This is a genomic window from Variovorax sp. P2_H12 (assembly GCF_056403395.1).
In genome coordinates this window covers 151,591-164,535 of sequence record NZ_JBFUFO010000001.1, presented here as the reverse complement: position 1 = coordinate 164,535, position 12,945 = coordinate 151,591, and the positions used below count along the sequence as shown (strand labels likewise).

The following is a 12,945-nucleotide window of genomic DNA, read 5'->3' as shown; positions in this document are numbered from 1 at the left end:
GAATTGCGTTGCCGTGGGCGGGCCGGGCCGCCGGATTCGGAATTAGGATCCACCCCAGCCAACAAAAACCGCACGTCCCGTGCGCCACAACGCCTGAGGAGGGCCCATTGAAGATCGTTCCCATTGACCTTGCCTTGCAGGGTGGCGGTTCACACGGTGCATTCACGTGGGGCGTTCTCGATCGCATGCTGGAGGAGCCATCGGTGCGTCTCGACGGCATCTCGGGCACCTCGGCGGGCGCGATGAATGCCGCCGCACTGGTGTCCGGCCATGCGGCGGGCGGCGCCGAGGGCGCCCGTGAATCGCTTGACAAGTTCTGGCGCGGCGTTGCCGATGCGGCCAAGTACAGCCCATTCAAGCGGGGCTGGATCGACATGATCACCGGCACCTGGAGCCTCGAGAACTCGCCGGCCTTCATGGCCGCCGAGCTGGCGACGCGCCTGTGGTCGCCCTACGACCTGAATCCGCGTGGCATGAATCCGCTGCGCGGCATCCTGGCCGAGCTGATCGACTTCGACCGCCTCGCGGCCTCGCCGATCAAGCTTTTCGTCACCGCGACCAATGTGCGCACCGGCCGCGGCCGGGTGTTCCGCAATGCCGAAATGACGCCCGAGGTGCTGATGGCGTCGGCCTGCCTGCCGACGATGTTCCACGCGGTCGAGATCGATGGCGACCCTTACTGGGACGGCGGCTACTCGGGCAATCCGACGATGACGCCGCTGATCCGCGAATGCCAGGCGAGCGACACGATCCTGGTCCAGATCAACCCGATCGAGCGGGCGGGCGTGCCGCGCAGCGCGAGCGAGATCAACGACCGGCTCAACGAGCTGTCGTTCAACTCCCCTCTCTTGAAGGAACTGCGCATGATCGCCCTGCTGCGCCAGGTGGCGGACCCGGGCAAGGGCGAAGGCGCGGCCTGGGCCCGCATGCGCATCCACCGCGTCGCCACCGACGCGATGCTCGAACTTGGCGCCTCGTCGAAGATGATTTCGGAGTGGCCCTTCCTGTGCAAGCTGCGCGACGAAGGTCGACGGTCGGCGCAGGCGTTCATCGACGCACACAAGGGCGACATCGGGAAGCGCTCGACGCTCGATCTCGACGCTCTGCTCGAAGGAGTCTGAACGATGGGACTCCTTGGCATCTTCCTCGGCCTGGGTCTGCTGATCTGGCTCTCGTACCGCGGCTGGAGCGTGCTCGTGCTGGCACCGGCGGCCGCGCTGATCGCCGCCCTGTTCGCCAGCGAACCGCTGCTGGCGCACTGGACTCAGACCTTCATGGGCGCGGCGGCCGGTTTCCTGGCCCAGTTCTTCCCGCTGTTCCTGCTCGGCGCCGTCTTCGGCAAGCTGATGGACGACAGCGGCTCGGTGCAGACCATCGCCCGCTTCATGACCGAGAAGCTGGGACCCAAGCGCGCGATGCTCGCCGTGGTGCTGGCCGGCGCGCTGGTCACCTACGGCGGCGTCAGCCTGTTCGTCGCCTTCTTCGTGCTCGCACCGATGGCGCAGGCGCTGTTCCGCGCCGCCGACATACCGGCGCGCCTGATGCCGGCCGCGATCGCGCTGGGCACCTCCACCTTCACCATGTCGGCGCTGCCCGGAACTCCGGCGATCCAGAACGCGATCCCGATGCCCTTCTTCGGCACCACCGCCTTCGCGGCGCCGGGACTGGGCGTGATCGCCTCGGCCATCATGCTGGGCTTCGGCATGTGGTGGCTGCGGCGCGCCGAGTCCCGCGCGCGCGCCGCCGGCGAGAGCTTCGGCACCCTGACGTCGGACGCGCACATCGATGCCGCCGTCGATCCGGTGGTGCGAGAGCGCGCGACCACGGCCGGCAGCTTCGACCCGGCCGAGGTCCGGCACGGCGAACACGGCGCCGGCCAGCCCGGCATCGTCGTGGCGCTGGCACCGCTGGTGGTGGTGGTGCTCGTGAACCTGCTGATGGCGCTGGTGGTGCTGCCGAGCATGGACACCGATTTCCTGGCCGAGCCCCGCTTCGGCGGCATCAGCCTGGCCAACGTGGGCGGTGTCTGGGCGGTGCTGGTGGCGCTGGCCGCGGCGATGGCGGTGCTGGTCGCGCTCAACTGGAAGCGCCTGCCCTCGCTGCGCGCCACGGTCGACGCCGGCGCCAATGCCTCGGTGCTGCCGGTGGTCTGCGTCGCCAGCCTGGTGGGCTTCGGCGCCGTGGTGGCCGCGATGCCGGCCTTCGAGATGGTGCGCGAATGGGTGCTGGGCATCGGCGGCGGACCGCTGGTGTCGCTGGCGCTGTCCACCAACATCCTGGCCGCCCTCACCGGCTCGGCTTCGGGTGGCCTGACGATCGCGCTCGACGCGCTGGGCGGCACCTTCATGCAGCTGGCCGCCACCACCGGCCTCGATCCGGCGCTGATGCACCGGGTCGCCGTGATCGGTGCCGGCACGCTCGACAGCCTGCCGCACAACGGCGCGGTCGTGACGCTGCTGGCGGTCTGCGGCACCAAGCACCGCGAGAGCTACTTCGACATCGTGATGGTCGGCATCGTCGGCGCGCTGATCGCACTGGTCGCCGTGATCGTGCTCGGCTCGGCCGTCGGCTCGTTCTGAGCCGCCGGCTCAGCTCACTTGCCGCTGCAAGCCGGCGAAGTGCGGCTCCGGCGGGGCCGCGAGGCGGCGCGCATAGGCCGCCTCGGCCTCCTCCAGCGCTTCGCAGAGGCGGTCGAGCGCCCGGATGTCCTGCACGCCCGGCGGCACCCCGCTGCCGCACATGAAGTCGCCGAGCGACTCGATCATCGCCTCGCGCGCGGCTGCCACCGCCAGCCGGCAGCGCACCGTTTCGCCCCGCAGCCTGGCCAGTTGACCTCTTTTCGACCGATGCACGGCATCTCCCCGGTTGTTATTCGACGACTTCGGAAGCGACGAACCTTAGGGCCTGGGCGGCGCCGGGTCCATATGACTTAGGCCCTATCCACTCCGCGCAGTCGCAATCCGATTCAATCGGCGGCCAGGCTGCGCGACGCTGCTGCTGAATGCTCGGGACCTCCGGCGGGGGGCTAACATCCGGGCCCGAAAGCAGGCCCCGTGAAACCCCAGAACTTCGACTTCCACCATCCGCTCGCCTTCTGGGCCGGCTGTGTCGCCATCATCGGCGGCGTGCTTGCGCACCTGCCGATGTTCATGATGGGACGAAACACCGGGTATCAGATGGTCGGCATGGAAATGGACGCCACCATGCTGACCGGCATGGCGATGATCCCGTTCGGCGTGCTGCTCGCGGCCTATGGCCTGATGCCGCGGATCGCCGGCATGCGCAAGAGCCTGCACGGCGACAGCCACCTGCAGTTCCACGTGGCCGACGGCGTGCCGCTCAACCGCGAGCACTGGAAGCTGGTGCTCGTGCTGGTGGTTGCGCTGGCGGTCGACGTGCTGAAACCGGCCACGCTGGGCTTCGTCATGCCGGGCATGACGCACGAATACGAGATCAGCCGCGAGCGCGCCGGCGTGCTGGCCCTGGTGGCGCTCACCGGCACCACCGTCGGCTCGGTGCTCTGGGGCCGGCTGGCGGACCTGTTCGGGCGCCGCTCGGCGATCCTGCTGTCGGCCCTGATGTTCATCGGCACCGCGATCTGCGGCGCCATGCCCAGCTTCGAGTGGAACCTCGTCATGTGCTTCCTGATGGGCGCATCGGCCGGCGGGCTGCTGCCGATCACCTTCACGCTGATGGCCGAGACCGTGCCCGCGGCGCACCGCGGCTGGCTGCTGGTGGCGTTGGGCGGCATCGGCACCTCGGCCGGCTACCTGCTGGCGGCCGGCTCGGCGGCCCTGCTGGTGCCCGAGTTCAGCTGGCGCGCGCTGTGGCTGCTCGGCCTGCCGACCGGCCTGCTGATCGTGTTCCTCGGCCGCTACATCCCGGAGTCGCCGCGCTTCCTGTCGAATGCCGGGCTGGCCGACGAGGCCCGCGCCGTGCTTGCCCGCTTCGCAGGCGGGCAGCCGTCAGGCACTGGCGCCGCGGTCGCCGCCGCGGTGGTGGCCGAGGAGGAGGTCCCTGCCGGCGGCATCGCCCAATTGCTGCGCGGGGGCCACGCGCGCGTCACCTGGGGCCTGGCGGTCTGCGGCGTGGCCTGGGGACTGGTCAACTTCGGCTTCCTGCTGTGGCTGCCGACCAACCTCGGCAGCATGGGCATGGACGCCAGCGCCGCCAGCGCGCTGCTGGCCCGCTCCGCCCTGCTCGCCCTCCCCGGCATCGCGCTCGTGATCTGGCTGTACCACCGCTGGAGCAGCATCAAGGCGCTGGTGCTCTTCATCGGCCTGACGGCCGCCACGCTGCTGGTGTTCTTCGCACTCGGCCTGGCGCAGGTGCATTCGGCCCTGGCGATGGTCGTGACCACCGCCCTGCTGCTGGTGAGCTCCAGCGGCGTGATCGCGATGCTGATCCCCTATGCGGCCGAGATCTACCCGGTGCACCTGCGCGGCACCGGCTCCGGCGTCATCGCGGCCAGCTCGAAGTTCGGCGGCATCCTCGGCGCCGGCTTCGGCGTCGCCGGCGTGTTCGAGCACTTCACGGCCTCGGCGCTGCTGATCGCGCTGCCGATGGCCGTGGCCGCCCTGATGCTGGTGCGCAGCGGCATCGAGACCCGCGGCCGGCGGCTCGAGGATATCCAGGCCGCCTTCGCGGCGGCACGAAGGCCGCTCCCCTGACATCCGGACGCGCGCGTCCCTGGCTTCGCTCGCCTTCCGACCCGGGTTCGCCTTATCCGGAAAAGCCGCCGGATCGCCCCGAAACCCGCATGGCGACTGGTGAATATGCTTATCCGCATAAGGCGCGAACCAAAAAATAGTTTGTTTCCATAAGCCTCGCTTTTACATTCCTCGCTCGCTTCGACGGGCGGTGGACGCACCGCTTTCCAGCTACTGACACACGATGTACCAATACACAGATTTCGACCGCCAGTTCGTGCACCTGCGTGCCGCCCAGTTCCGCGACCAGCTCGAACGCTGGCAGTCGGGCAAGCTCGCCGAGGACGAATTCCGACCGCTGCGCCTGCAGAACGGCTGGTACGTGCAGCGCTATGCACCGATGCTGCGCGTGGCCGTGCCCTATGGCGAGTTGTCGAGCCGCCAGCTGCGCGTGCTGGCGAAGATCGCGCGCGTCTACGACGAGCCCGAGGCCGAGGTCTACAAGAACGCGCTGGCCACCCAGGGCAAGCTCGGCACGCACAAGCTGCCGACGCACTACGCCCACTTCACGACGCGCCAGAACGTCCAGTACAACTGGATCCCGCTGTCGAAGTCGGCCGACGTGATGGACCTGCTGGCAACGGTCGACATGCACGGCATCCAGACCAGCGGCAACTGCATCCGCAACATCACGAGCGACGAGCGAGCCGGCGTCGCGGTCGACGAGATCGCCGACCCGCGCCCGTTCGCTGAAATCATGCGGCAGTGGAGCACGCTGCACCCCGAATTCGCCTTCCTGCCGCGCAAGTTCAAGATCGCGATCACGGGTGCCACCGAGGACCGGGCCGCCACCGGCTGGCACGACGTCGGCCTGCACCTGATCAGGAACGCGGCCGGCGAGCTGGGCTTCCGGGTCCAGGTCGGCGGCGGCATGGGCCGCACGCCGATCATCGGCACCGTGCTGCGCGAGTTCCTGCCGTGGAACCAGATCATGAACTACCTCGAAGCGGTGGTCCGGGTCTACAACCGCTACGGTCGGCGCGACAACATCTACAAGGCCCGCATCAAGATCCTCGTGAAGGCCGAAGGCCAGCGCTACATCGATGACGTCGAGGCCGAGTACAAGCAGGTGATCGAGCACGACGGTGCGCCGCACACCATCACCCAGGCCGAGCTCGACCGCGTGAGCGCCTCCTTCGTGCCGCCGACACTGGCGACCCGCGTGTTCCGCAGCGCCGAGGAGACCGATGCCGACCTGCGCGCCCAGGCCGCCGACGACGTGATGTTCGCGCGCTGGCTGCAGCGCAACGTGGCGCCGCACCGCAATCCCGCGCTGCGCGCGGTCACGCTGTCGTTCAAGCGCCTGCTGCAGGCGCCCGGCGACGCGTCGGCCGACCAACTCGACACGGCGGCCCTGCTGGCCGACCGCTTCAGCGCCGGCGAAGTCCGCGTCACGCACGACCAGAACCTGCTCTTGCCCTGGGTCCATGCGGAAGACCTGCATGCGCTGTGGCTGGCGGCGCGCGAGGCCGGCTTCGCGAGCGCCAATGTGCACCTGCTGACCGACATGATCGCCTGCCCCGGCGGCGACTTCTGCGCGCTGGCCAATGCACGCTCGATCCCGATCGCCGAAGCCATCACCGAGCGCTACCAGGACCTCGACGAACTCGACGACCTCGGCGAGATCGATCTCCACATCAGCGGCTGCATCAACTCCTGCGGCCATCACCACAGCGGCCACATCGGCATCCTCGGCGTCGACAAGGACGGCAAGGAGTGGTACCAGGTCACGCTCGGCGGCTCCGACGGCTCCACGCTCAGCGGTGCGGCGCAGGCCGGCAAGGTGGTCGGCCCGTCGTTCTCGGCAGCCGAAGTGCCCGACGTGATCGAGGCCGTGCTCAACACCTACCGCGACACCCGCGAAGCGGGCGAGACCTTCATCGACGCGCTGCGCCGGGTCGGCATCGAGCCCTTCAAGGCCGCCGCCAATGGCGCACGCTTCAAGGTCGAGGAGGTGGCCGCATGAACAAGACGCTTCGACTCATCGCCGCCGAGGACCACGTCGACAACGGCGAGCCGAATGTGCTGCAGCTGCCCAACGACGCCGACCCGCTCGCGATCGAGGTGTGCCTCACGGACGTCGAGCGCATCGACCTGAACTTCCCGAAGTTCACCGACGGCCGCGCCTACAGCCAGGCCTTCCTGCTGCGCCGCCGCCTGGGCTTCCAGGGCGACATCCGCGCCACCGGCGACGTGCTGATCGACCAGCTGGTGCAGATGCAGCGCACCGGCTTCTCGAGCGCGGTGCTGAAGGAAGGCGTCGACGCCTCCGCCGCACAGCGGCAGTTCGACCGCTTCGCCGCCTTCTACCAGGGCGACGCAGTGCAAGCCACCCCCATCTTCAAACGGGCATGAAACCCACCCCCGTTGCTTGCTCACTGCGTGTAGCCGCCTCCCCCCTCAAGGGGGCAACGCCAGCGGCCCGGCAAAGCCGGTTCCGCGGCGTTCCCCGAAAAGACTGATATGAACGCCATCTCGCTCTACGCCAAGCCCTCTGCCGATTTCGACGACAAGCTCGCCGAGAGCGTGGCGCTGCTGCGCGGCGCAGCGACCGAATTCGCGCCGATCACGCAGGCCTCCAGCCTCGGCGCCGAGGACATGGTCGTGACCGACCTGCTGCACCGCTTCCAGGTGCCGGCGGGCGTCTTCGTGCTCGAGACCGGCAAGCTGCACGCCGAGACGCTGGACCTGCTCGACCGGCTGCAGGTGCATTACGGCCGCCAGGTCGATGTCTACCGTCCGATCGAGGCGGATGCCGCCGCCTTCGTCGCCGAGAACGGCGAAGAGGCGATGTACCGCAGCCTCGAACTGCGCAAGGCCTGCTGCCACATCCGCAAGATGGAGCCGCTCGAACGCGCGCTGGCCGGCAAGCGCGGCTGGATCACCGGCCTGCGGCGCGAGCAGTCGGGCGCCCGCGCCGAGGTCGAGTTCATCGAGGAGCAAGCCGAGCGCGTCAAGGTCAACCCGCTCGCGCGCTGGACCTGGGGCGACGTCTGGCACTACATCTCGTTGCACGAAGTGCCCTACAACCCGCTGCACGACCAGTTCTATCCGAGCATCGGCTGCGCGCCCTGCACGCGGGCCGTGACCCTGGGCGAGGACTTCCGCTCGGGCCGCTGGTGGTGGGAGCAAGAAAGCGCCAAGGAATGCGGCCTGCACGTGGCGGCCGACGGCAGCCACGAAGGCGAGGAGCCCGCGGCCTTCGAACCCTTGTCCGCAGTCTCCGCCGTCTCTCCACTGCCGAACCGCGCCATCCCCATCCGTGCCATCCCGAACTGAACCCCGCCTCATGAACGCCCGTACCGAACCCGATCTGCTGCTGCCGACCACGCAGTCGCTCACGCGCCTGTCCAACACGCAGCTCGATGCGCTCGAGGAGGAAACCATCTTCATCCTGCGCGAGGTGGCGGCGTCCTTCGAGCGGCCGACGTTGCTGTTCTCGGGCGGCAAGGATTCGCTGGTGCTGCTCAAGTGCGCCGAGAAGGCCTTCGGCATCGGCCGGATTCCCTATCCGCTGCTGATGATCGACACCGGCCACAACTTCCCCGAAGTGACGGCCTTCCGCGACGCCCGCGCCAGGGAACTCGGCGCCGAGCTGATCGTGCGCAACGTCGAGGACTCGATGAAGCGCGGCACGGTGCGCCTGGCCCATCCGGAAGAGTCGCGCAATGTGCACCAGTCGGTCACGCTGCTCGAAGCCATCGAGGAGTTCCGCTTCGACGCGTTGATCGGCGGCGCCCGCCGCGATGAAGAAAAAGCGCGCGCCAAGGAGCGCATCTTTTCGCACCGCGACAGCTTCGGCCAATGGCAACCGAAGGACCAGCGCCCCGAGTTGTGGACGCTCTTCAACACGCGTCTCGCACCGGGCGAACATTTCCGCGTGTTCCCGATCTCGAACTGGACCGAGCTCGACGTCTGGCAGTACATCGACCGCGAGCGCATCGCCCTGCCCTCGATCTACTACACGCACAAGCGCGAAGTGATCGAACGCCGCGGCCTGCTCGTGCCCGTGACCGCACTCACGCCGCCGCGCGACGGCGAGCAGGTCGAAGTGCGCGACGTGCGCTTCCGTACCGTGGGCGACATCACCTGCACCTGCCCCGTGGACAGCCTCGCAGCCCATGCGGCCGACGTGGTGATCGAGACGCTGGCGGCGGACGTCAGCGAACGCGGGGCCACGCGGATGGACGACAAGACTTCCGAAGCCTCGATGGAAAAGCGCAAGAAAGACGGGTACTTCTAGCTCGCCCCCAGGTTGGGCTCACTGCGTGTAGCCCGCCCACCCCCTACCGGGGGCAACACCATCGGCCCGGCGAAGCCGGTTCCGCGGTGTTTCACGAACAGGACAGCGCATTGCAGAGAATGAATATGAACGCGACGATTTCAACCCTTGAACAGCATGCCGAGACCGGCGCCGCATTGCGCTTCATCACCTGCGGCAGCGTCGACGACGGCAAGAGCACCCTGATCGGCCGCCTGCTGGTCGACAGCAAGACCGTGCTGCAGGACCAGCTGGCCGGCGTCCAGCGCGGCGGCGAAACCGATCTGGCCCTGCTGACCGACGGCCTCTCGGCCGAGCGCGAGCAAGGCATCACGATCGATGTCGCCTATCGCTACTTCTCCACGGCGCATCGCAAGTTCGTGATCGGCGACGCGCCAGGCCACGAGCAATACACGCGCAACATGGTCACGGCCGCATCCAGCGCCGACGCCGCCGTGGTGCTGGTCGACGCCACCAAGCTGGCCTGGGCCGCCGAGGTCGGCGACGGCGAAGTGGTCAAGCGCGACCTGCTGCCGCAAACCCGCCGCCACACGCTGCTGTGCCATCTGCTGCGCGTGCAGTCGATCGTCTTCGCGGTCAACAAGCTCGATGCGATCGACGACGCCGAACTCGCGTTCGAGCGCATCGCCGCCGCGCTCTCGAATTTCGCCGAAGCCGCCGGCGTGCAAGTGGCCGCCACGGTGCCGATCTCGGCGCTCAAGGGCTGGAACGTGGCCTCGCGCCATCCCGCCTGGGCCGGCTACGAAGGCCCCAGCCTGCTCGAACTGCTCGAGCAATTGCCGGTCACCGCCCAGGACGAGGCCGTCCCCTTCGCCTTCCCGGTGCAGTGGGTCGAGAAGTTCTCCGCCTCGGCCGACACCTCGCGCGGGCGCCGCGTGTTCTGGGGCCGGGTCGCCAGCGGCCATGTCGAGCCCGGACAGCGCATCACCGTGCTGCCGAGCAACCAGCACGCCACCGTGGCGCAGGTACTGAGCCACACGCGCGATCCGAAGGCCGTGCATGCGGGTCACAGCGCCGGCATCGTGCTGGACCGGGAACTCGATGTCTCGCGCGGCGACTGGCTGCTGGCGCCCGACGCCTTCGAGCCGGTTCGCGAGATCACCGCGACCGTCGCCTGGCTCGACGACGAGCCGCTGGTCGCTGGCCGGGTGTACTGGGCGCTGCAGGGCCACCGATGGGTCAAGGCCAAGGTGGCGCGCATCGTCGACCGGCTCAATATCACGACCCTCGATGCCGAGCCCACGGAGCGGCTCGAAGCCAATGCCATCGGTGACGTGGTGCTGGCACTGCAGCAGCCGCTGGCCGTGCTGCCTTTCACGCAATCGCGCGCTTTGGGCTCGCTGATCCTCGTGGACACCGCTTCCCATCGGACCTCCGCCGCAGTGCTCGTGCGGCCCGCCGCCACAAAGGCCTAAAATTCGGGGTTTCCCCGATCATTCCCCTCGCTTGCCAAGACCATGACCCACGTCGTCTCCGAATCCTGCATCCGCTGCAAATACACCGATTGCGTCGACGTCTGCCCGGTCGACTGCTTCCGTGAAGGGCCGAACATGCTGGTGATCGACCCCGACGAATGCATCGACTGCGCGGTCTGCATCCCCGAGTGCCCGGTCAACGCGATCTACGCCGAGGAAGACCTTCCGGCCGACCAGCTGGCCTTCATCAAGCTCAACGCCGAACTGGCGCTGGCCGACGGCTGGAAAAGCATCACCAAGCGCAAGCCGGCGCTGCCCGACGCGGAAGAGTGGAAGGACAAGACCGGCAAGCTCTCGGAGCTGGTGCGCTGAAGCATGCGCCCCCCACGCTTCGCGCTGCCTGTCATCGCTGCCCCCCGAGGGTGCCGCAGGCCGCCTAGGGGCGGCTCGGCGCCGGCCTGATGCCACCGGTCGAAACCGACGCGCTGATCATCGGCGCCGGACCGGTCGGCCTGTTTCAGGCCTTCCAGCTCGGCCTGCTCGAGATCTCCTGCCACATCGTCGATGCCCTGCCGCGTGCCGGCGGCCAATGCGTCGAGCTCTACGGCGACAAGCCGATCTACGACATCCCGGGCACGCCGATGACCACCGGACGCGGACTGGCGGAATCGCTGCTGCAGCAGATCGCACCGTTCAAGCCGCAATTCCATTTCGGCGAGCAGATCGCGACCCTCGCCCGCCAGCAGGATGGTCGGCTGCTGCTGGCCACGTCGCGCGGCAGCTCCTTCCTGGCCAAGACGGTCTTCATCGCCGCGGGCGTCGGCGCCTTCGTGCCCAAGCGCATCGCCGTCGAGGGCATCGAGCGACTTGAAGGCACCAGGCTCTTCTACCACCCCGACACGCTCGATCGCTTCGCGGGGCAATCGCTGATCGTCCAGGGCGGCGACGAGGCCGCGCTCGACACCGCGCTCGCGCTCGCGCCCCTGGCGAAGAAGGTCACGCTGCTCCACCGCCGCGACGTCTTCCAGGCCGACGAGCAAACGCTGCGAACACTGCGCGAGCGCATCGCAGCCGGCGCGATCCACCTTCAGATCGGCCAGCCCATCGGCTTCGATGACACGCAGCTCCAGGTCGCCACGCCGGACGCGCAGACCGTGGCGCTGCCCTTCGACGCCTTGATCGGCTGCCTCGGCATCTCCCCACGCCTCGGACCGGTCGCTGAATGGGGCCTGGCGCTCGAGCGCAAGCAGGTGCCGGTCGACACCGAGAAGTTCGAGACGCGCGAGCGCGGCGTCTTCGCCGTCGGCGACATCAACACCTACCCCGGCAAGAAGAAGCTCATCGTCTGCGGCTTCCATGAGGCCACGCTGGCGGCCTGGGGCGCCACCGCGATCGTCTTTCCCGACAAGGCGATTCCGCTGCAATACACCACCACCAGCACGCGGCTGCACACGCTGCTCGGCGTCGCGCACTGACCTTCGGCTGCGGCCGGCGCTGCCACTTCGATGGCGCGGATGGCGTCCTCGCCTCGAGGACGACGATCGCATCCCCCGGTTCTAATTGCTCGCCGCCCCGATACGCAGGTGCTGCGGCGCGACCTGCGTGGTGGCGGTGCCCAGGTCAACGGGCTCTTCATCAGCGAAGAAGTTGTACACCAGCGTTCCGACCGCCACGAGGATCACGGCGACCACACCCCAGCGAAATGCAATGTCACTGGCGCTCTCGCCCATCTCTGCCTGCTCGGATTTCATGGCGATCCTCCATCCTGACGAGGTCGAAGGCGTGAAGCTACGCCTGACCGTTGCAAAGGTCTGTCGGACAAGAGCGCAGCGCGCTGTCGTGAAAAAAGCGCAAGGCCACTGCCGTTGCCTGCGCGGCGCTCGGGCGAGGTGCGCGCCGCTCTATCCCGGCGAAGCGGCTGCCGACCGGCGCCATTCAAGACGCAGTCTGATGGGGGAACGCCTACATCAAGACAAATCGAAAACCTATGCGGGCCTCCCTGCGTTGAGGCCATACATCGATTGCTGGGCTTTGCACACCCGCCGGTAGCCCCAGCCATCCCGGCATGGAGAAACTCATGGCTTCTGATGTCATTTCTTCCGACCGCGTGGAAAACACGAAGGTCTACAACGTCACGGGCGACAAGCTCGGCACGATCGACGACCTCATGATCGACAAGGTATCAGGTCAAGTGCGTTATGCCGTCTTGGAGTTCGGCGGTTTCCTGGGAATGGGAACGGATCGCTATCCCATTCCATGGAGCATCCTCAAGTACGACACATCGAAGGATGGCTACGTGGTTCCGCTTGACAAGGCCCAGCTGGAAGGCGCGCCGCGCTATTCGACAGATGTCGTGCCTGACTACGACGAAATCTACCGGGCGAACGTCGACAAGTACTACGGCTCCTAGCCGCTTTGGGCCTGCGACACGTTGTTGAGAACCCGCCCCGCGCACGCCCGGCGGGTTCTTTTTCGTACGGCGCCAGATTGCAACTGCTGCGTGAACTGCATTTCAAAACGCGACCCCTTCAGAGCCCGC

13 protein-coding genes are annotated in these 12,945 nt (G+C 67.9%); 11 read left to right on the top strand and 2 right to left on the bottom strand.

The genetic code is table 11. The features are described 5' to 3' along the window. Positions 1-107 precede the first annotated feature (107 nt). Positions 108-1,121, top strand: a complete 1,014-nt coding sequence (locus AC1DYK_RS00870) for a patatin-like phospholipase family protein (RefSeq protein WP_478164538.1) — start codon at positions 108-110, stop codon at positions 1,119-1,121. Positions 1,122-1,124: 3 nt separating this feature from the next. Continuing rightward, positions 1,125-2,579 carry a GntP family permease gene (locus AC1DYK_RS00865; RefSeq protein ID WP_478090728.1) on the top strand — a complete coding sequence of 485 codons (1,455 nt, stop codon included), beginning with the start codon at positions 1,125-1,127 and terminating at the stop codon, positions 2,577-2,579. A gap of 9 nt (positions 2,580-2,588) precedes the next feature. On the opposite strand, the gene AC1DYK_RS00860 is transcribed toward AC1DYK_RS00865, so the two are convergent. After that, complete coding sequence (locus AC1DYK_RS00860; RefSeq protein ID WP_478164537.1) at positions 2,589-2,852, bottom strand: hypothetical protein; 264 nt, start codon at positions 2,850-2,852, stop codon at positions 2,589-2,591. A gap of 201 nt (positions 2,853-3,053) precedes the next feature. Here AC1DYK_RS00860 and AC1DYK_RS00855 point away from each other — a divergent pair, with 201 nt between their 5' ends. The 8 genes from AC1DYK_RS00855 (at position 3,054) to AC1DYK_RS00820 (ending at position 11,881) form a co-directional block, all read left to right on the top strand. Then, entirely contained in the window at positions 3,054-4,670 is a 1,617-nt protein-coding gene (locus AC1DYK_RS00855) for an MFS transporter (RefSeq protein ID WP_478164536.1), read from the top strand. 223 nt (positions 4,671-4,893) lie between these two features. Continuing rightward, a complete protein-coding gene (locus tag AC1DYK_RS00850; RefSeq protein WP_478164535.1) occupies positions 4,894-6,675 on the top strand; it encodes a nitrite/sulfite reductase in 1,782 nt (593 codons plus the stop codon). Beyond that, positions 6,672-7,064 (top strand): DUF934 domain-containing protein, encoded by a 393-nt coding sequence (locus tag AC1DYK_RS00845; protein WP_478091370.1) that lies wholly within the window; start codon positions 6,672-6,674, stop codon positions 7,062-7,064. The genes AC1DYK_RS00850 and AC1DYK_RS00845 overlap by 4 nt, the downstream gene beginning before the upstream one ends. 108 nt (positions 7,065-7,172) lie before the next feature. Further along, complete coding sequence (locus AC1DYK_RS00840) at positions 7,173-7,988, top strand: phosphoadenylyl-sulfate reductase (RefSeq protein WP_478164534.1); 816 nt, start codon at positions 7,173-7,175, stop codon at positions 7,986-7,988. Between the two features lie 10 nt (positions 7,989-7,998). Next, the gene (gene cysD, locus AC1DYK_RS00835; RefSeq protein WP_478164533.1) at positions 7,999-8,952 is read left to right on the top strand and encodes a sulfate adenylyltransferase subunit CysD; all 954 of its coding nucleotides are present in this window, start codon (positions 7,999-8,001) and stop codon (positions 8,950-8,952) included. A gap of 125 nt (positions 8,953-9,077) precedes the next feature. Continuing rightward, positions 9,078-10,406 (top strand): sulfate adenylyltransferase subunit 1, encoded by a 1,329-nt coding sequence (locus AC1DYK_RS00830; RefSeq protein ID WP_478164532.1) that lies wholly within the window; start codon positions 9,078-9,080, stop codon positions 10,404-10,406. 42 nt (positions 10,407-10,448) lie between these two features. Then, positions 10,449-10,778, top strand: a complete 330-nt coding sequence (fdxA, locus tag AC1DYK_RS00825) for a ferredoxin FdxA (protein ID WP_478164531.1) — start codon at positions 10,449-10,451, stop codon at positions 10,776-10,778. Positions 10,779-10,867: 89 nt separating this feature from the next. Then, the gene (locus AC1DYK_RS00820) at positions 10,868-11,881 is read left to right on the top strand and encodes an NAD(P)/FAD-dependent oxidoreductase (RefSeq protein WP_478164530.1); all 1,014 of its coding nucleotides are present in this window, start codon (positions 10,868-10,870) and stop codon (positions 11,879-11,881) included. A gap of 81 nt (positions 11,882-11,962) precedes the next feature. Here the strand turns inward: AC1DYK_RS00820 and AC1DYK_RS00815 are convergent, their stop codons facing one another. After that, a complete protein-coding gene (locus AC1DYK_RS00815; RefSeq protein WP_478164529.1) occupies positions 11,963-12,157 on the bottom strand; it encodes a hypothetical protein in 195 nt (64 codons plus the stop codon). A 326-nt stretch (positions 12,158-12,483) separates the two neighbouring features. Between AC1DYK_RS00815 and AC1DYK_RS00810 the strand changes: the two genes are divergently transcribed. Further along, positions 12,484-12,816 (top strand): PRC-barrel domain-containing protein, encoded by a 333-nt coding sequence (locus AC1DYK_RS00810; protein WP_478164528.1) that lies wholly within the window; start codon positions 12,484-12,486, stop codon positions 12,814-12,816. Positions 12,817-12,945 lie beyond the last annotated feature (129 nt).